Annotated in this window: 16 protein-coding genes; 5 read left to right on the top strand and 11 right to left on the bottom strand. The window is 64.1% G+C overall.

Going from position 1 to position 17,351, the window contains the following annotated elements; all coding sequences use genetic code 11:
• Nucleotides 1–4: 4 nt before the first annotated feature.
• The 5 genes from IFT75_RS09625 to dapE all read right to left on the bottom strand — a co-directional run bounded on the left by IFT75_RS09625 (nucleotide 5) and on the right by dapE (nucleotide 5,509).
• On the bottom strand, nucleotides 5–406 hold the full coding sequence (locus IFT75_RS09625) for a YbaY family lipoprotein (RefSeq protein ID WP_192054582.1): 402 nt from the start codon (nucleotides 404–406) through the stop codon (nucleotides 5–7).
• Between the two features lie 60 nt (nucleotides 407–466).
• On the bottom strand, nucleotides 467–2,950 hold the full coding sequence (plsB, locus tag IFT75_RS09620) for a glycerol-3-phosphate 1-O-acyltransferase PlsB (protein WP_122475018.1): 2,484 nt from the start codon (nucleotides 2,948–2,950) through the stop codon (nucleotides 467–469).
• 205 nt (nucleotides 2,951–3,155) lie between these two features.
• Entirely contained in the window at nucleotides 3,156–3,533 is a 378-nt protein-coding gene (locus IFT75_RS09615; protein ID WP_192054580.1) for a hypothetical protein, read from the bottom strand.
• 12 nt (nucleotides 3,534–3,545) lie between these two features.
• Nucleotides 3,546–4,358, bottom strand: coding sequence for a putative RNA methyltransferase (locus tag IFT75_RS09610; RefSeq protein WP_122475015.1), 813 nt, complete (start codon nucleotides 4,356–4,358; stop codon nucleotides 3,546–3,548).
• On the bottom strand, nucleotides 4,358–5,509 hold the full coding sequence (gene dapE, locus IFT75_RS09605; RefSeq protein ID WP_122475013.1) for a succinyl-diaminopimelate desuccinylase: 1,152 nt from the start codon (nucleotides 5,507–5,509) through the stop codon (nucleotides 4,358–4,360). Before dapE ends, IFT75_RS09610 begins: the two co-directional genes overlap by 1 nt.
• Before the next feature lie 226 nt (nucleotides 5,510–5,735).
• On the opposite strand from dapE, the gene IFT75_RS09600 reads away from it, so the two are divergent.
• Both IFT75_RS09600 and IFT75_RS09595 read left to right on the top strand, forming a co-directional pair.
• Nucleotides 5,736–6,392: a DUF1120 domain-containing protein gene (locus IFT75_RS09600; protein ID WP_122475011.1), complete on the top strand. Its 657-nt coding sequence runs from the start codon at nucleotides 5,736–5,738 to the stop codon at nucleotides 6,390–6,392.
• 182 nt (nucleotides 6,393–6,574) lie between these two features.
• Complete coding sequence (locus tag IFT75_RS09595) at nucleotides 6,575–7,225, top strand: DUF1120 domain-containing protein (RefSeq protein WP_122475009.1); 651 nt, start codon at nucleotides 6,575–6,577, stop codon at nucleotides 7,223–7,225.
• Nucleotides 7,226–7,232: 7 nt separating this feature from the next.
• On the opposite strand, the gene IFT75_RS09590 is transcribed toward IFT75_RS09595, so the two are convergent.
• The 5 genes from IFT75_RS09590 to IFT75_RS09570 form a co-directional block, all read right to left on the bottom strand.
• Entirely contained in the window at nucleotides 7,233–8,357 is a 1,125-nt protein-coding gene (locus IFT75_RS09590; protein ID WP_192054578.1) for a DUF1120 domain-containing protein, read from the bottom strand.
• A complete protein-coding gene (locus IFT75_RS09585; protein WP_192054576.1) occupies nucleotides 8,354–10,726 on the bottom strand; it encodes a fimbria/pilus outer membrane usher protein in 2,373 nt (790 codons plus the stop codon). Before IFT75_RS09585 ends, IFT75_RS09590 begins: the two co-directional genes overlap by 4 nt.
• A complete protein-coding gene (locus IFT75_RS09580; protein ID WP_192054574.1) occupies nucleotides 10,726–11,448 on the bottom strand; it encodes a fimbria/pilus chaperone family protein in 723 nt (240 codons plus the stop codon). The genes IFT75_RS09585 and IFT75_RS09580 overlap by 1 nt, the downstream gene beginning before the upstream one ends.
• 226 nt (nucleotides 11,449–11,674) lie before the next feature.
• On the bottom strand, nucleotides 11,675–12,331 hold the full coding sequence (locus IFT75_RS09575; RefSeq protein WP_122475001.1) for a DUF1120 domain-containing protein: 657 nt from the start codon (nucleotides 12,329–12,331) through the stop codon (nucleotides 11,675–11,677).
• A 247-nt stretch (nucleotides 12,332–12,578) separates the two neighbouring features.
• Nucleotides 12,579–13,259 (bottom strand): spermidine synthase, encoded by a 681-nt coding sequence (locus IFT75_RS09570; RefSeq protein ID WP_122474999.1) that lies wholly within the window; start codon nucleotides 13,257–13,259, stop codon nucleotides 12,579–12,581.
• 234 nt (nucleotides 13,260–13,493) lie between these two features.
• On the opposite strand from IFT75_RS09570, the gene IFT75_RS21635 reads away from it, so the two are divergent.
• A complete protein-coding gene (locus tag IFT75_RS21635; RefSeq protein WP_446731064.1) occupies nucleotides 13,494–13,622 on the top strand; it encodes a hypothetical protein in 129 nt (42 codons plus the stop codon).
• Nucleotides 13,623–13,843: 221 nt separating this feature from the next.
• Here the strand turns inward: IFT75_RS21635 and IFT75_RS09560 are convergent, their stop codons facing one another.
• Nucleotides 13,844–15,898 (bottom strand): S9 family peptidase, encoded by a 2,055-nt coding sequence (locus IFT75_RS09560; protein ID WP_192054571.1) that lies wholly within the window; start codon nucleotides 15,896–15,898, stop codon nucleotides 13,844–13,846.
• Between the two features lie 33 nt (nucleotides 15,899–15,931).
• Here IFT75_RS09560 and IFT75_RS09555 point away from each other — a divergent pair, with 33 nt between their 5' ends.
• Both IFT75_RS09555 and IFT75_RS09550 read left to right on the top strand, forming a co-directional pair.
• Complete coding sequence (locus IFT75_RS09555; protein ID WP_192054569.1) at nucleotides 15,932–16,498, top strand: MFS transporter; 567 nt, start codon at nucleotides 15,932–15,934, stop codon at nucleotides 16,496–16,498.
• A 30-nt stretch (nucleotides 16,499–16,528) separates the two neighbouring features.
• Nucleotides 16,529–17,311, top strand: coding sequence for a class II glutamine amidotransferase (locus tag IFT75_RS09550; protein ID WP_122474991.1), 783 nt, complete (start codon nucleotides 16,529–16,531; stop codon nucleotides 17,309–17,311).
• Nucleotides 17,312–17,351 lie beyond the last annotated feature (40 nt).

Below are 17,351 nucleotides of genomic sequence, written 5' to 3'. Positions count from 1 at the left end.
CTGCCTACCGCAAAGCGGCATCCATGCGGATACGCAGCGGCTGCTCATCCTTGCCATCCAGCGTCACGCCGTGATGCTGGGTGCTGACGAACAGCAGGTGCCCGTCGGCTTCAACGCGGGCACTCACCGAATAGCGATGCCCCGGCTTGACCTGGGCCGGGTCGTATTCAAGTTTGAACGGCAGCGGCACCTGGCCAGTGATCGGGCCGCTCTGCCGGGCCAGGGCCACCGCAGGTGCGTCAGCCAGGGATACGTCCTGCAGGCTCACGGTCAATACGGCCGAAGGCGGCAAGGCGATGCGCTGCAGATAGAACGCCTCCCCCTCGAGCGTGGCCTTGGGTGCGGGCTGCATGCTGCTACAGGCGCCGATGAGGGCGCTGAATACGATCAGTGAAAGGCGCTTCATGGTTATCTCCATTTACAAATTCGGCCGTCAGGCAAAAGCATAGGCAAAGACCGTCGTCGATCACAGCCCATCGGCGGCCTCATCGCTGCGGTGCAGCGCAACCTGGCGGATCGACAGGCGTATTTCAGCGGGCAATACCCGTTTGGCAGCGCCTTCGGCCAGCTCATCGAGCATGGGGTGGTGGCTCAACTTGCCTTGGGCATCGCGGCGCAGTACCCCTTGATCGAGCAGGGTCTGAATGAAGTGACGGAACAGGCTCTTGTCGAAGAACTCCGGGGCGTTCAGGCCATGCAGGATCGACAGGCGCTGGGCCATGGTGGTGCACAGGTTTTCCAGTTCTTCGGCGCTGAGGGTGTTCTGCCCGGCATTGAGCAACAGGGCGATGGCCATGTAGAAACGCTGCAGGGTCTGCGCGATGGCACGCGACAGCAAGGTCAGCAGCACGAATTGCCGCGAGCTCGGTGCGGGGCGCAGGTACACACCGTTTTCCAGGCGCAGCAGGCCTTGTTCGACCAGCGCTTGCAGCCACTGGTCAATCACCTCGTCGAGCTGCCCGGCGTTCCAGCGGATGAACAGTTCGGCCTGCAGATAGGGGTACAGCGCGTGGGCGTAGCGCAGGATCTGCTCGCGGGTCATGCGCGAAGTGCTCTGGAAGAAGCTGGCAAGTAGCGCGGGCAGGGCGAAGATGTGCAACACGTTATTGCGGTAATAGGTCATCAGCACCGCGTGCTGTTCGTCCAGATACAGGATTTTGCCCAGGGCATCACTCTGTTCGGACAGCAGCTGCATGCCCTGGACATGAGCGATCAGGCTACGAGCATCGCCAGTGGGAACGGTGGTATGAGGCGAGTAGGGCACCTGGCGCAGCAGGGTCAGGTACAGGTCGAGGACCCGCTCCATTGCCCGTTCGTCCAGGGCCAGCTTGCTGGTCGACAGCAGTGCCAGTGCCACCAGGTTTACCGGGTTGATAGCTGCGGCCTCGTTCATGTGGCGAGCCACGCGGATACTCAGGCGGTGCGTGGTTTCGTTCAGCCAGTCGGGCTTGAACTGCGGCGCCAGGTCTTGCTCGCGCCAGCCAGGCTGCTGTTCATCGAGAAAAGCCTGCAGCTTGATCGGCTCGCCGAAGTTGACCGCCACTTGGCCAAAGCGCTGCTTGAGTGCGCCGATGACCTTGAAGACGTCCAGAATCGACTCTTTCTTCTTCGCCGCGCCGCGCAGCTCGCCTAGGTAGGTACGGCCTTCCAGCACGCGTTCGTAGCCGATGTACACCGGTACGAAGACGATGGGCGTACGCGAGGAGCGCAGATAGCTACGCAGGGTGATGGCCAGCATGCCTGTCTTGGGTTGCAGCATGCGTCCGGTGCGCGAGCGCCCGCCTTCGACGAAGTACTCCACCGGAAAACCCTTGGTGAACAGGGTGTGCAGGTATTCGTTGAACACGGCGCTGTACAGCGGATTGCCCTTGAAAGTGCGGCGCATGAAAAACGCCCCGCCTCGGCGCAGCAGGCTGCCGATCACAGGCATATTGAGGTTGATGCCGGCAGCAACATGGGGTGGCGTCAGGCCGTTCTTGAACAGCAGGTAAGACAGCAGCAGGTAGTCGATGTGGCTGCGATGGCATGGCACATAGATGATCTCGTTGCCGCGGGCAACGTCCTTCACACCGTCGATGTTGTTGACCTTGATGCCGTCGTAGATCTTGTTCCAGAACCAGCTGAGCACCACTTCCATGAAGCGGATGGCGGTGTAGGTGTAGTCCGAGGCAATTTCGTTGCCGTAGTGCAACGCTCGGGCCTCGGCCTTTTCCAGGGTGATGTGCTCGCGTTCGGCTTCTTCGGCAATGGCCTGGCGCACCAGTGGGTCGCGCACCAGACCCTTGACCAGATGGCGGCGATGGGAAATGTCGGGGCCGATGACTGCCGTCTTCAGGTTGCGAAAATGCACACGCAGGATGCGCTGAGCCATGCGCACCGTTCGCTCGTGACCCTTGTTCTGCTGCACCAGTTCGGCCAGGTGGATTGGCTCGGAAAACTGTACGCGGGTCTTGCGTCCCAGGATCAAAATGCTGACCAGCTTGCGCAAGCGCCCGGTAACCGCCCAGCTGTCGGCGAACAGCAGCTTCCAGGGGCTGGATTCGCTCGCTGGCGACTGGCCCCAGAACACGCTTACCGGAATGATCTGCGCATCTTCGCCGGCGTTCTGTGCCAGTGCCGTGACCAGCCGCGCCAGGGTGGGCGGGGCGCCGCGCTTGTCTTGCCGGCCCAGCCAGTCAGGGTCCGGGGTCAGGTAGAACACTGCCGTGGGCTCCATGAGATCGCCGATGGCCACGGGCAGCACCGGGCGTGGCAGGCCGGCTTTGCTGCATTCGCGGTCGACCACGGCAAGGTCGGCCAGCGAAGGCGATTGCAAGGCGTACAGCACGGGCCTGCTGCGATCCAGGTTCAAGGTGAACGAGGACTGGTTGATGGTTTCAGACCGAACCCACAGGTACAACAAGCGGCGCAAGGTGCCGAACACGAGGCGGTGCAGAGGTGAGCGGGTCATAGGCCAGGGCTTGGGGGGAAAACGCTATTTTACCGGCTTTTGCCGACGTAAGGGATGCGGGGTGTCGGCGAATATCTTCGCGCGGCTACGGGCTCTTTCGCGGCCACTGGCCGCTCCTGCAGGGGTTTTGCATGGCCTGCCCGCAGCGGTCCCGAATGGTTCCGCAGGAGCGGCCACTGGCCGCGAACCGTCGCGCTGCGGTGTATCAACTGGTACGCCAGGTGATTTCCTCTTCGCCATCGTCGCTGATACGGATCCAGCGGTCGGCATTCTCTTCGCCTTCTTCTTCCACCCAGCTCCCAGGCGCACAGCGCACCTCCACATTCAGGGCCTTGAAAGCTGCACGGGCGCAGGCCACGTCGTCGTCCCACGGCGTGGCGTCGCTCTCCAGGTACAGGCTGTTCCACTTGCCGACCGCCTTGGGCAGCCAGGTGACCGGCACGTCGCCGGCCTGGCACTTCCAGGTCTGGCCTTTCTGCTGCCAGTCGCTGCAGGGGCCCAGGGCCTGGGCGAGCCATGCGGCGATGGCCTTGTGATCGACGTCGGCGTCCTTGAGGTAAATCTCGATATCGGGTTGGCGCATGGGTAGGCTCGCTCAGTCTTGACGCACAAAGTAATCGTAGCGCATGGATACCGTGACCACGAACGGCCGCGGCTGTTCGATCACCGCGGTCCGTCGCTCGGCGCTGGCGCGCCAGCCATGCGGCGTCATCGCCAGCAGGTTGGCGCGCGATTGCGCGTCGATCAGCTTGAGCTTGAAGGTCAGGGTTTCATGGTGGGCATGCTGCATGCCCTCGGGCACCTGCAACAGGTGTTTGTCGTCGACGTAGTCGCGCACCTCGTCATACAGCTGTTCGCGCAGCTCCATCAGGTGGCCGCTGGTGGGTCCCACACGCATCAGGCCACCCCCCGGCGCCAGCAGGCGCTTGGCTTCGTCCCAGTCCAGCGGGCTGAAGACGCTGGTCAGGAACTGGCAGCTGGCATCGGCAAGCGGCACACGCGCCATGCTGGCAACCAGCCAATGCACCGACGGCGCTCGCTTGCAGGCGCGTTTGACCGCCTCGCGGGAGATATCCAGGGCATACCCGTCGGCGCGCGGCAGCGCCTGGGCGATCTGTTCGGTGTAGTACCCCTCGCCACAGCCGATGTCCAGCCAGCGCCGAGGCCAGCGCTCGGCTGCAAGCTCGGCCAGGCGCTGGGCCACCGGCGCATAGTGGCCTTCGTTGAGGAAGTCCCGGCGAGCCTCGACCATGGCCTGGTTGTCGCCGGGGTCGCGGCTGTTCTTGTGCTGCACCGGCAGCAGATTCAGGTAGCCCTGGCGCGCGCGGTCGAAACGGTGACCGCTGGGGCAGACCATGCCGTTGTCGGCGTTGGCCAGCATGGCAGTGCAGAGGGGGCAGGTGAGCATCAGGCGAGTAACTCGACGAGGGTCTGGTAGTAGATTTCGGTCAGCACATCGAGGTCGCTGGCCAGGATTCGTTCGTTGACCTGGTGGATCGTGGCGTTGACCGGGCCCAACTCGACCACCTGGGTGCCGAGGGTGGCGATGAAGCGCCCGTCGGAGGTGCCGCCGCTGGTGGAGGCCTGGGTGTCGCGCCCAGTGACGTTCTTGATGCTCGCGGCCACCGCGTCCAGCAGCGCACCGGGCTCGGTCAGGAACGGCAGGCCGGACAGCGCCCAGTCCACGTGCCAGTCCAGGCCATGCTTGTCGAGAATCGCGGCCACGCGCTGCTGCAGGCCTTCGACCGTGGACTCGGTGGAGAAACGGAAGTTGAACACTGCCGTCAGTTCACCGGGAATGACGTTGGTGGCGCCCGTGCCGCTGTTGAGGTTGGACACCTGGAAACTGGTTGGCGGGAAGAAGGCGTTGCCGTCGTCCCAGTGCTCGGCGGCGAGCTCGGCCAGGGCTGGGGCGACCAGGTGGATCGGGTTGCGGGCCAGGTGCGGATACGCCACATGGCCCTGCACGCCGCGCACGGTCAGAGTCGCACCGAGCGAGCCGCGTCGGCCGTTCTTGACTACGTCGCCGACCAGGGTGGTGCTCGACGGCTCGCCGACGATGCACCAGTCCAGGCGCTCGTTGCGTGCAGCCAGGCGCTCGACCACCGCTTTGGTGCCGTGATGGGCCGGGCCTTCTTCGTCGCTGGTGATCAGGAAGGCCACCGAGCCCCTGTGGTTCGGATGGTCGCCGACGAAGCGCTCGGCGGCCACCAGCATGGCCGCCAGGCTGCCCTTCATGTCGGCCGCGCCGCGCCCGTGGAGCATGCCCTGCTCGTCGATCACCGCCTCGAATGGGGCGATCTGCCAGGCCTGGGTGGGGCCGGTGGGCACCACGTCGGTATGCCCGGCGAAGCACAGCACCGGACCGTCCTGGGTACCGTGGGTGGCCCAGAAGTTATCCACCTCTTCGATGCGCATCGGCTCCAGCGCGAAGCCAGCCTGCCCCAGGCGTTGCATCATCAGCTTTTGGCAATCGGCGTCCAGAGGCGTGACCGAAGGGCGGCGGATCAGGTCGCAGGCAAGCTGCAGCGTGGGCGAAAGGTCGGCGGCGGCCGTCATGAAAACTCCAGAAGCAGGGGCGGCAAAGGGGCGATATGGTAAAGCAAAAACGCATGGGCCAACACCGCACCCCTGCTGGCGGCGCTTTCGCGTCCCAGGACCTACACCGCTGCGCGCACCTTCGTCGGGTGCAGTGGCCGATCTCTCATGTCTTGACCCGCGCGTGGCTATCACCATGCCGCACGCGCCACCTCCTTCACGCGAGCGCATAGCCTGAGACAACGACATGAACGCCGTTACCCGCATTACCCTGCTTGCCACGCTGCTCACCTCCATCGCCACGGCCGTCGCCGCGCCGTCGGTGGACATTACCGTCACCGGTTCGATCGTGCCGGGTGGCTGCACACCTACCCTGAGCAACGCGCTTTTCGATCATGGGCGGTTGTATACCCGCGACCTGCTTGCTTCAGCGCCCACCGTCCTGCTCGATCGTGCCCGTACCTCAACGTTGAACATAAATTGCGAAGCCGCTACCGCTTACGCGCTTCGTGCGGTGGACAATCGCGCCGATTCAGTCCTGGAAAACATCGACGGCAGCCGTTTCGGGCTGGGCTTGACCAGCAAGAACGAGAAAATCGGCTCCTACAGGCTACGCATCGATCCTGAAGGCTCGAGCCTGGATGGCGAACCGCTTCTGCTGCTGATAGGCAGCCCCACGGGCAATGCCTGGTCTGCCGCCGAACGCCGTGCGCGCAGCTTGCGCAACGATGGTCAGCTCATTGGTCTGGCCAGCCGAAAAAACGATGGCGGCGGACCCATGCCGGCAAAGGACGCAGTGCTGACCCTGGTGTCCTACCTGACCATCGCGCCGACCGACAGTTTGACGTTGGACGCTGAAGTGCCCTTGGCCGGTGCCGCTACCCTTGAGTTGTTCTACTTGTAGGAAGAACTACGTGAAGGAAGAACTAGGTGCAGTCAGATCTACCTGTACCAAGATCTTTCGTAGGAACAGATTTACCTTTCTTCAGAAATTTCCTCTTTCAAAGGGGAAACTTCCCCTTCAGCCTGAAGAACGTGACCGGTTTCCCGTGCCGGTCAGCTCATCGGACAGTGAGGGACAACATCATGCATCCTGGCTTTCGGACGCTGACCGCCATGCTGGCGCTCGGCTTCACCACGCCTGCTTTCTGCGCTTCCACTGTGGATATTCAAGTCACCGGAACGCTCGTTCCCAGCGCTTGCACGCCCATCCTGAGTGTCAGCACGCTGCACTTCGGCACCGTGAGTTCGGCCGACCTGCACCCCGAGCGGCCTACCGCGATGATCGAGCACACGCCGAACCTGACGATTCAGTGCGGCACACCGACCTTGTATGGTCTGCGCCTGGTGGACAACCGCGCCGGTTCAGCCTATGACTCCGGCATTGCTGGTCGACTGGGTATGGGCCGCACGGCGGCGGATGAGCAGATTGGCGCGTATCATCTGCAAGTCGATCCAGCACGTTCGACCGTCGATGGCCGTCGTGTATTTCTCAGCCTCGGCGATCGTACCGGCAGCCTGTGGAGCACTTCTACCGCCCAGCCGATGGCGCTGCCTACCGACGGCAGTTTATTGGGGCTGGTCGACCGTGTCGGCGTAGACACCGGTGCCGTAGTGGTACGAATGGCCCAGCTGGGCATCCGCGCCCATGGCGTTATCGCTCCTGCGCGCAGCCTGACCTTGACCGATGCCGTGCCCTTGGACGGACACGTCACCGTGGAGCTGGTCTACCTGTAAGCATGCGCTACAGGTAGATGATCTCCAGTGTGGCCGAGCCGTCGATCGGGGTTTCCTGGCGCACGTCCAGCCCTCGGGCTGGAGCCAGGTGCAGTTCGACGGTCAGCGGCAATGACAGTCCAGACCAGGCGCCGGGGGCGACGCCGGGTGTCGCTTGTCGCCCGAGCGCGGTGGGCGGGCCGTCACTGCGCAGCCATCCATCGGGGTGCGGTCGCCAGGTTTGCGCAGAAGCGTCTCCGAGCAAGGGATAAGCACTGCTGCCGTCACGACCGATCCCCGTGCCCAGCCGAGCAGTGAAACCGCCCAAGGCCTGACCGTCCGCCGTGCGGCCGATTCCGAACAACGTCGGAGCGGCAGCCAGGAGCTGGTCGCTGACGGAGCCGGCCCGGTTATCCAGCGCGCGGATAGCGAAGCGCGTCGGTGCGTCGCAGTCCACTTCCAGCACCGTTTGCCGGCTGAACGTGGTGACCGATTCGCGCCGCAGATCGGCCATGCCAATGCGACCGAAGTTCACGTTCGCGTTGCCCGCCAGCGAGGGCCGACACGCCGCTGGAGCGAACCCGGCCTTCACCAGCAATGGCTTTTGCTGACCGACAATGTCGAAACTGCCGCTGGCCGACAGCTCATGGGCGTCACTGACGGCGAGCACGGTGGGGGCAAGCGTGGCCTGCAGTTCGATCTGCGCCTGCAGGCGTTTGCCCCTGACCGCGTGGCCGGCCCGCAGCGGTTGCAGTGGCTGGTCACCTTCCAGCGCCGCTGCGCCGGTGCGGGTTGCAACCTGTGGCGCAGCGGCCGCCACCTGGCCCCACTGTACGGGCTGATCGTCCACCGATGCCTGCAGCACGCGCAGACGGTAGGCGCCTTGCGAACCCAAGGCATAGCCCTGGTTCGAGAACTGGCCGGCCCGATAGGCAAGCGTCAGATCCTGTTCGGTTTCACACAGTACGCTCAGGCTGAGTCGACGCGGCGGCAAAGGCACCTCGCCGGACGCCAACTGCACGGTCGTGCGATTGAATTGACCCAGGTCGATGTCGGCCGGGCTGAGCGACAGGCTGCATCCCTGCGCAAATGCCTGCAACGGTGTGGCCAATGCGGTGGCCACCAGCGCCGTCAGGAAGGTGCAACGGCTCATGATTCGCTCTCCTCGACCCGGCACTGCGCCGCGGTCTGCTCGTAATACGCCTCGGCATCGGCGCTGGCCGGCAGTTCGAACTGCAATCGGCACGGCTGCTCGTCTACCGTGCGGCTCCACAACTGCGGACTCGCATGGATATTGGGCACGAAGACCGCGCCGTCTTCCTGTACCAATGTCACCAGTTGGCCCTGCGCATCGGTGACGCCCGTGCTACGGTTGAGGCGCCGCCCGGCCTCGTCCTGCACCTGAAGCAGCAAGCGCCGCGTGACCTCCACACCGAACATGATGCGCGGCACTGCGCCACGCGCGGCCTGGAGGGTGGCTGCGCCTTGATGCACGTCGACGTTGCGCGGTAACGATGCAGTGGCCACCTGCACGTTGCTGCGACCGAACGGAGCCAGTTGCGGCAGCACGGCGCGGCCCTTGCGGTCGGTCCACACGCTGCCGCCGGGGGTATCGATCTGCACGTTTGCGACATTTTCCAGGGTCAACAGGCCGAAGGTGTCCTGCAACGGGTAGGGCGACAAGGTGAAGCCATCTTCGTGGAGCACCACGGCGCCTCGTGCAGCGCCACTGTAGCCATGGCTGTCGCTGCCGTAGTTGGCATAGCCGACGTCCAGTTGACTGGCTTGGGTCAGCCGCGATACGCCGCCGTTGTAGCTCACCGCGCCAGTGCGACTGGCGCGCTCGGCGGCGACTCGGTACTGAGTGCGCTCGTCCCAGCGGCCTTGCACACCGCTGCCCAGGCGGATGCCGGTGCTGTCGTTGCGGGCGGTCGAACGCCAGTTCAAACCGTCACCCAGGGGCAGGCTGGCGCTGAAATACAAGGCATTACCCAGGCCACCGTCGCCGGCCAGCTGCCATTGCCCGGTAGCGGTCAGGGACACGGGGCCGAGCCGTCGCCCCCAATTGACCTGGGCTCGACTGGAGCGTTGCCCGTCGAACGCCGTGGCGGTGGACCACGTGCCGCTCAGGCTGCCCGTCCAGGGATGGGTCCAGCCCAGGCCGAAGGCGTACTGATCACGCACTCGGCTTCGCTGGCCAGCGGGCTGATTCCACCCATTGTCGATCAACTCTCGATAGCCGACTGTCTGCCGACCGGCACTGAGCAAGGCTGACCAGCGATCGCCGAGCTGCTGATTGAGACTGATGCTGCCCTGCACCCCCTGGTCGTCCGATTCGCTGGCATGCGCGGCCTGTAACAGGCTCTGCGCTCGCGAGCCGGGCCACGGTTCCAGGTTGAGCCCGGCGCCGCCGGCGTTGTAGCCTTGGCCGATGAGGGCACCGCCACTGATACTGGCGGCCGGCGCCAGTGGGTAGCTGCCTCCGGCGCTCAACACCCAGGGTTCCCGAGCGCTGCGCCCACTGTTGCGCAGCTGTCCGATGCCCACAGCAAAGCCCTGTGAGGGCAACTCCAGGCCCAAGGTGGCGGCCAGGACGGTAAAGGTGCGACGTTCGCCATCGGCCTCGATCACCGTGACCTTCAGGTCTCTGCGCCGGTCAAGTTGGGGAATATCGCTCAACTCGAAAGGTCCGGCCGGCACCACGGTTGAATAGATCAGCACGCCGCTCTGGCGAACGTCCACCCGCGCCTGGGTAGCCGCAATGCCCTGCACCCGAGCGCCACGGCCGCTGCCGCCGAGCGCCGGTTCGCTCATCCACTGCGCGCCGGTGACGCGCGCGCCGGCGAGCACCGGGTTGCTCAGGTTGATCTGGCCCAACTGCAGCATCGCCTGCTGGTCGCTGAAGGTGCGCTGCGCATAGGCTTCCATGTGCTGCAGGCTCGCCTTGCCCTGCACCGAGCTATAGAACTGACGGCTGCGCAGGATCCAATCGCCTGCATTGACGCCAGCCTCGGTGTTGGCCGAAAGAAACCGGCTGCGTTGACCATTGAACTGGTTGTACAGGCCCTGCACGTCATAGTTGAGCAGGCCGGCAACCCCACCTCGGGTAAAGGCCGATTGGTCGGCCGATGCAGTGCGCAAGGCAGGTGCAGGTACCAACAGCCGCACTTCACCGGCTTGGGGTAGCAGTTCGATCAGGGTCTGCGGAAATTGCTCGATGAACTCGCCGCAGCCTGACCCGGTATCGACCAGTTCCCCGGCGTCGCGCACGGCCTGGTCGATACACAGGGCACCTGCGGTGTCGAAGGCGGCTTGGACAACGCCTCTGGGCTGACCGTTGACCCACAGTCGCACAGCGTGCACGCCTTCCGTGAAGCGCGCGGTCTGGCTCAAGTAGGCGGCCAAGTCAGGATCGATACCACGCAGGCGCAGGGTTTCGCTGTCGAAACTTGTTGCGCTTGCAGTCTGGGTGTACAGCGCCAACGTCACTGCGGACAATGTGCTACCAATGAGCGCCTTCATCAAGGCGCGCCCTGATTCAGCGTTGCCTGATGCGTACCTACGGCAAAACCGTACACCGTGGCAGGGGTAAACAGGACCTGCCCATCGGCGACGGCCAGCGCCTTGCCGGGCAGAGTCAGCCGATCACCGGGCAATACGTAGCTGCGGGGCAGCTGCCAAGGGGTCTTGCTTGGCAGGCTGTGCACTTCCTGTGACAGACGCACGACATAGGGAGTGGGGTTGGATACCGTAAGCTGGCTGTCCTGCAGCGACCAGTGCAGGCCCTTCCAAGGCTCGGCGTTCCTCACCAGGCCTTTGGGGTGCAGGATCACCGGCAGATTCTGTCGTACGTTTACCGATACTCGTGCCTCGCCGGGTTTACCTGGCTGGTCGTTCTGCGCCAGTCCCTCGAAGATGACCCTTTTCAAGCGTTGAGTGGTGAGCGGTTCGGAGTTCGACAGGATGAAGCGCACCAGCTGCGATTCACCCGCCTCGACGCGCGCGATGGGGGGTGTGACGAACAACAGCGACGCCTTGTCTTCGGGGATGTGATCCAGCGTGACGTGCAGCAGCGCAGGATGCTGGTCGCTGTTGGTCACTTTTATGGCGGTTTCGGCATCGCCTTCGTAGACGATGACCACCGAGGTTTCCGGGATCATGCCGTCGGCATGGATTTCAGTACTGCAGATCAGCAACGCTGTGATGCCCAGGTACGCATACAAAACGTGGTTGCAGCGGTTCATCGGTTTCTCCAGACAGGGAACGCAACAGGCAGGTACGACCACGCCTTCCTCGACACCGCAGTGCCGGGAAGATCGTGTGAGGGGGAAGGGCAGCAGTACTCTAAAAGCAATCCGCGCGTTCTCGGCTCGGACCCTTCAGCAAGTGCAGGACGAAAAGATTGCAAGCGACGTAGGACGTATCTGCGCCAGGCTTTGCCGACAAAGAAACTACCGCAACGCGGTGTCGTTACAGGTACACGAGTTCGATGGTGGCGGCACCGTCGAGGGCGACTTCGTCGGTCAGGGTCAGCCCTTTGGCCGCAGCGATGACCAGATAGGATTTGAGTGCGAAAGTGGCATCCTTGATCGGCAGCGGTTGCGCCAAAGCCCCTGCTGTATCGGTGAAACCCAACAGCTCGCCGTAGTTGCGAATACCTTTCTCGCCCTGGGTCGCACTGGTCCATACGGTGCCCGCCGCATTACCTACGCCTACGAAAGCAGGTTTGCCGTCAATCAGTGATTCGCGTGGGTAGATTTCCAGAAAATGCGCACCGATTTTCTCTCCTTTGGGCGTCAAGCCCAGCCCGTAGGGTGTCACGTACCAGTTATTTCCGACGGTATCTGCACGATTGTCGATCCCACGGATTCCGTACACCGTAGCAGCCGTGCAATTGACGCTCAGGGTGGCGACCTTCTTGTTCTCGGTGAAACCTGTTGGCCCATCCACGTTGAGGTCGCTCTTCGATATCTTGCCGTGGTGGAAATCGCTGGCAGAGAGCGATGGGGTGCAAGCGGCCGGTACGATCGAGCCGGTGACACTCAAATCAACGGTTGAAGCCGCCATCGCGGTCGGGAGTGCTGCCAGCAGCGTGGTGCCGATAAGCAGACGGGATATAAGGGTCATGTTGATTTCCAGATTGGTTAATGGTGGTTGCACATCGCAACACCGCCAACTCTAGAAGCCGCTGAACAGCCCGTAAGTGAGCCGATTCAGAAGTTTGCCGTGAAACCTCCTAGCCGATTTCCACAGCCGAACAGGAATGCTCCTCACCGTAGGAGCGGTCATTGGCCGCGAAGCAGACGCTGCGGTGCATCTAGCGGACCGTGCTGCGCCCTTCGCGGCCACGGACCGCTCCTGCGGCGCAGTGGGTTCAGATTTTCTGGGCGATCCAGATGGTATGGCGGGTGCCCTTGTTGCCGTGGGCGAACACCTGCACTTCTTCGGCCTTGAAGCCGGCCTTGCGCAGTTTGTCGCTGAACTGGCGGTCGGCGCTGGCCGACCACACGGCGAGTACACCCTTGGACCTCAAGGCTTTCGCGCAGGCCGCCAGGCCACCGCTCGAATACAGCCAGCTATTGGCCTTCTGGGTCAGACCTTCGGGGCCATTGTCCACATCCAGCATGATCGCGTCGAAACCGGCCGGCTCGGCCTGCAGCACCTTGGCCACGTCCTCCAGGCGGATGACGGTGCGCGGATCGGCCAGGGGGTTGCCGGCTTTTTCGCCCAACGGGCCACGGTTCCACTCGACCACGCCGGGCACCAGTTCGGCGACCACCACTTGCGCGGTCTTGCCCAGATGCTTGAGCGCCGAAGCCAGGGTGAAGCCCATGCCCAAACCGCCGATCAGCACCCGCGAGTTCGGTCGCCCGGCCACCTTGCGGCAGGGTATCTCGGCCAGGGCGTCTTCGGAACCGTGCATGCGGGTGTTCATCAGTTGTCCGCCATCGCCTCCCTGGATCTTGATGACGAAGTCTTCGCCGTACTCGAACAGGCAGAGCGCACCGCCGTTGTCGGGGATCGGTGTGGTGTCGAGCAGTACGAAGCGTTTCATCGGTCAATCTCGGAAGGAGGACAAGGTAGTGCCATGGTAGTAGCCTGTGTCATCGGAACAGGCAGTCAGGCCTTGGGGTGTTCAATGAAGTTGCGCAGTGTATCGGTCTTTGCATGTGTTGCCCTGTGTGCCGGTGTCGCATCGGCCTCGTCGCTGCCCCCGGGATCGCCGGGTACACCCACGCCAACCCCCTATCCACAGGTTACCGTGCCCTCGACCCATGGCGGCGAGGGCATGAGCGGTTCACTGCCGCTGCTGCCGCCCATACCGTTGCCTGCGCCACCCAAGGCCGAGAACGTCCCCGAACCGGAGCGTCAGGACACGCCGCCAACCCCGGTCAAGCCCAAATCCCCCGGCGGTTGATCGCGTTTTCCCTGGCATACCGCATTCTCCGCCGACGCGGCTCGCGCCGCTGCTACAGGGGATACAGGTCGCCTGCAACGCCACGCCCCTTGTAGCAGCGGCGCAAGCCGCGTCCAGGTTCACCGCGTTCCTTCAGGCCCACCGCATCCGATGCGCCACGCCCCTTGTAGCAGCGGCGCAAGCCGCGTCCGGGCTCACCGCGTTCCTTCAGGCACGCCACATCAAGATTGTTTGGGTGTGCCCAGGGCCTTGAGCACGAACGCATATTCCAGGGCCACATCGCGCAGGCCCTGGTAACGGCCGCTCATGCCGCCGTGACCGGCACCCAGTTCGGTCTTCAGCAGCAGCAGGTTGTCGTCGGTCTTGCACGCGCGCAGGCGCGCTACCCACTTGGCGGCTTCCCAGTACTGCACACGGCTGTCGTTGTAGCCGGCGACAACCAGCAGGTGCGGATACGCCTGCGCGGTGACGTTCTCGTACGGCGCGTAAGCCTTGAGGCGCGCATGCACCTCGGGGTCCTGAGGGTTGCCCCACTCGTCATATTCGGTCACGGTCAGCGGCAGGTCGGGGTCGAGCATGGTGTTGAGCACATCGACGAACGGCACCTCCGCTACCGCCGCCTGGAACAGCTCCGGACGCTGGTTCAACACTGCGCCGATCAACAAACCGCCCGCGCTGCCGCCACTGATGACCAGCTGCTCGGCGCGCGTCAGCCCTTGCTCGATCAAGTATTCGGCACAGGCGATGAAATCGCTGAAGGTATTGCCTTTGTGTTCCTGCTTGCCAGCCCGATACCACGCCTCGCCCAACTCGCCGCCGCCGCGCACATGGGCGATGGCAAAGGCAATGCCGCGGTCCAGCAAACTCAACCGCGCATGGGAAAACCACGGATCCAGGCTCTCGCCGTAAGCGCCGTAGCCGTACAGGTACAGCGGCGTGGCCTGGTCGGCGAAGGCCTTCTTCACCACCCGGCTGATCGGCACCTGGGTACCGTCTGCGGCGGTGGCCCAGAGGCGCTGGCTGACATAGTCGTCGGCGTCGAACCGACCCAGCACCGGGGTCTGCTTGAGCACCACCTGGGCGCCGTCGCTCAGGTTCAGTTGGCGAACCTGGCCAGGCCGGTTCAAGGCTTCGTAGCGCAAGCGAATCTGCTCGCTGGCAAACTCCAGGCTGTCGGAGACATACAGGCTGTATGCGGCATCCGGCAGTTGCACCGGGTAGGGCGCCAGGCCCTGGGCATGGACTTCGATGATCGGCAGGCCGCGCGCGCGCAGGCTCAAGGTGAAGGCAGCGGCATTGAGGGTCACCCCTTCGAGCATCACATCGTCACGGTGTGTGATCAGCGTTCGCCACTGCTCGCGAGTCGGCGCCGCGCCCGTGTCGGCGGACTGGTACAAGGCGAAGTTGATGCCCGACTGGTTGCTGCGGATGAACCAGGTCCAGGCACCGTCGAGTTGGCCGTGATCCGGATAGTACTCATGGTCCTCGACCCTTGGCGCCAGGCAGGTGAAATCCCCTGCAGGCTGGTCGGCATCCAGCACCCAGGCTTCGCTGGTGGTCTTGCTGTTGAGCAGCAGGATCAGCTGGCGCTCGGAACTGGAACGGTAGCAGTGCAGGAAGAAGCGCCCGTCGTTCTCCTCGAATACCTGCTCGGCGCCGTCGCTGCCCAAGGTGTGGCGGTGCAGCCGGTGAGGGCGGTGGGTTTCGTCCAGTTCACCGAAGAACAGGGTCTGGCTGTCATTGGCCCAGGTCATGCTGCCGTCGCAATCCTCGAAAGGCAGCTCGACCACCGCATCGTTGCCCAGCTCCTTGACGAACAGGCGGTAGATCTCGTCGCCACTGGTGTCCAGGCTGTAGGCCAGGCGCTGGTGGTCAGGGCTGATGTTGAACGCGCCCATCGACAGGAAGCCACCGTCGGCCAGCACGTTAGGGTCCAGCAGCAACTGCTCGGAGTGCTCGTCGACCTGGGTCGAGCCGTCGTCCGGGCGTGCGCAGCGATAGTGCCGCGGGTACTCGTCGCCAGCCGTGGTGCGGGTGTAGTACAACCACGGCCCCCACGGCGAGGCGAGGGACAGGTCGGTTTCGCGGATGCGCCCCTTGATCTCCTCGAACAATTGCTCGCGCAGCTCGGCCTGGTCGGCCAGTTGTGCCTCCTGCCAGGCGTTCTCGGCCTTGAGGTAGTCGAGCACGTCGGCGCGGTCGCGCACCTGCAGCCAGGCGTAGGGGTCGTCACCGGGGGCGACATGGGCGATGGGGGCGACGATAGGCTGGGACATGAGCGGCTCTCTTGGCGCGGGTGCTGGCGGTGCATGCCTCGGGGGCACGACAACAGCAGCGCCGGGCAGGCGAAAAGCCGTTATCATAAGCGCCTATTTGCCTGCCATGCCACGGACACCATGACCGAGAACGACTATTTCCTCGCCTGGGGTATCTACGCCTTCGCCGCCTTGGGCTGCATTCTGGTGTGGTTTCGTATCACCCGCTGGATGTGGCGCTACCTGCGCGAGCCCTTGCGCCTGCTCGGCGTGGTGCTGCTGCTGACGCCCACCGTGGTCGACCCGGCCCGCGACCTGCTGGCCCCGGCCGTGGCGATCAGCGCCCTGGAGCTGTTGTTCAAGATGGGCGGCAGTGCCTGGGGCGCGATTTCCGACCTGACCATGGCCGCAGTGATTGCCCTGGGCGTGTACGTGATTTTCGCGCTGGTGCGCCTGCCGTTCCTGCGCAAGGCCCAGGCCCGGCACCTGGCGCAGGCTGAAGCAGACGCCGCTCGGCACGATGGCGATGCCGCCGCGGCTGCGCGGTCCATCGAGCCGCGCGAAGAGCGTCCGGTGCCCACGCCGCCACGGGACAACCTGCGGGTCGAACCGCGCATCTGAATCCACGTTCCATCGTCTCGAGTACCGTGCATGTGTGAACTTCTGGGCATGAGTGCCAACGTACCGACCGATATCGTTTTCAGCTTCACGGGCCTCATGCAGCGCGGCGGCCGCACCGGTCCGCACCGCGACGGCTGGGGCATCGCTTTCTATGAAGGCCGTGGCCTGCGCCTGTTCCAGGACCCGACCGCGAGCAGCGAGTCGGAAGTGGCGCAGCTGGTGCAGCGCTATCCGATCAAGAGCGAAGTGGTCATCGGCCACATTCGCCAGGCCAACGTCGGCAAGGTCTGCCTGGCCAATACCCATCCCTTCGTGCGTGAGCTGTGGGGACGCAACTGGTGCTTCGCCCACAATGGCCAATTGGCCGAGTTCAACCCGCGCGCCGATTTCTACCGCCCCGTGGGTGATACCGACAGCGAAGCGGCGTTCTGCGACCTGCTCAACCGCGTCCGCGAATGCTTTCCCGAGCCGGTCGAGTTCGAGCGCCTGTTGCCCATCCTCGTGCAGGCCTGCGAGCAGTACCGTGGCCAGGGTGTGTTCAATTGCCTGCTCAGTGACGGCGACTGGCTGTTCTGCTTCTGCTCGACCAAGTTGGTGCACATTACCCGGCGGGCACCTTTCGGTCCGGCCCGGCTCAAAGACGTGGACGTGATCGTGGATTTCCAGGCCGAGACCACGCCCGACGATGTGGTCACGGTGATCGCCACCGAGCCGCTGACCGAGAACGAAACCTGGAACCGCTATGCGCCCGGCAACTGGGGCCTGTGGCGCCAGGGTGAGTGTGTGGCCACCGGACAGGCGCAGCCTGCCTGATACCCCACCGTGGCGCTGCCACCTTTGACTGAGAGGACGT

Origin of the sequence: Pseudomonas sp. CFBP 8758 (assembly GCF_014841725.1) — a bacterium.
GTDB lineage: Bacteria > Pseudomonadota > Gammaproteobacteria > Pseudomonadales > Pseudomonadaceae > Aquipseudomonas > Aquipseudomonas baltica.
The sequence above is the reverse complement of the archived record's forward strand: the minus strand, read 5'-3'. Positions and strand labels throughout refer to the sequence as shown.

Excerpts from the sequence above, each read along its gene's own strand:
- IFT75_RS09625 (WP_192054582.1), bottom strand. The coding sequence starts at position 406 with ATGAAGCGCCTTTCACTGATCGTATTCAGCGCCCTCATCGGCGCCTGT.
- plsB (WP_122475018.1), bottom strand. The coding sequence starts at position 2,950 with ATGACCCGCTCACCTCTGCACCGCCTCGTGTTCGGCACCTTGCGCCGC.
- IFT75_RS09615 (WP_192054580.1), bottom strand. The coding sequence starts at position 3,533 with ATGCGCCAACCCGATATCGAGATTTACCTCAAGGACGCCGACGTCGAT.
- IFT75_RS09610 (WP_122475015.1), bottom strand. The coding sequence starts at position 4,358 with ATGCTCACCTGCCCCCTCTGCACTGCCATGCTGGCCAACGCCGACAAC.
- dapE (WP_122475013.1), bottom strand. The coding sequence starts at position 5,509 with ATGACGGCCGCCGCCGACCTTTCGCCCACGCTGCAGCTTGCCTGCGAC.
- IFT75_RS09600 (WP_122475011.1), top strand. The coding sequence starts at position 5,736 with ATGAACGCCGTTACCCGCATTACCCTGCTTGCCACGCTGCTCACCTCC.
- IFT75_RS09595 (WP_122475009.1), top strand. The coding sequence starts at position 6,575 with ATGCATCCTGGCTTTCGGACGCTGACCGCCATGCTGGCGCTCGGCTTC.
- IFT75_RS09590 (WP_192054578.1), bottom strand. The coding sequence starts at position 8,357 with ATGAGCCGTTGCACCTTCCTGACGGCGCTGGTGGCCACCGCATTGGCC.
- IFT75_RS09585 (WP_192054576.1), bottom strand. The coding sequence starts at position 10,726 with ATGAAGGCGCTCATTGGTAGCACATTGTCCGCAGTGACGTTGGCGCTG.
- IFT75_RS09580 (WP_192054574.1), bottom strand. The coding sequence starts at position 11,448 with ATGAACCGCTGCAACCACGTTTTGTATGCGTACCTGGGCATCACAGCG.
- IFT75_RS09575 (WP_122475001.1), bottom strand. The coding sequence starts at position 12,331 with ATGACCCTTATATCCCGTCTGCTTATCGGCACCACGCTGCTGGCAGCA.
- IFT75_RS09570 (WP_122474999.1), bottom strand. The coding sequence starts at position 13,259 with ATGAAACGCTTCGTACTGCTCGACACCACACCGATCCCCGACAACGGC.
- IFT75_RS21635 (WP_446731064.1), top strand. The coding sequence starts at position 13,494 with ATGAGCGGTTCACTGCCGCTGCTGCCGCCCATACCGTTGCCTGCGCCA.
- IFT75_RS09560 (WP_192054571.1), bottom strand. The coding sequence starts at position 15,898 with ATGTCCCAGCCTATCGTCGCCCCCATCGCCCATGTCGCCCCCGGTGAC.
- IFT75_RS09555 (WP_192054569.1), top strand. The coding sequence starts at position 15,932 with ATGCCTCGGGGGCACGACAACAGCAGCGCCGGGCAGGCGAAAAGCCGT.
- IFT75_RS09550 (WP_122474991.1), top strand. The coding sequence starts at position 16,529 with ATGTGTGAACTTCTGGGCATGAGTGCCAACGTACCGACCGATATCGTT.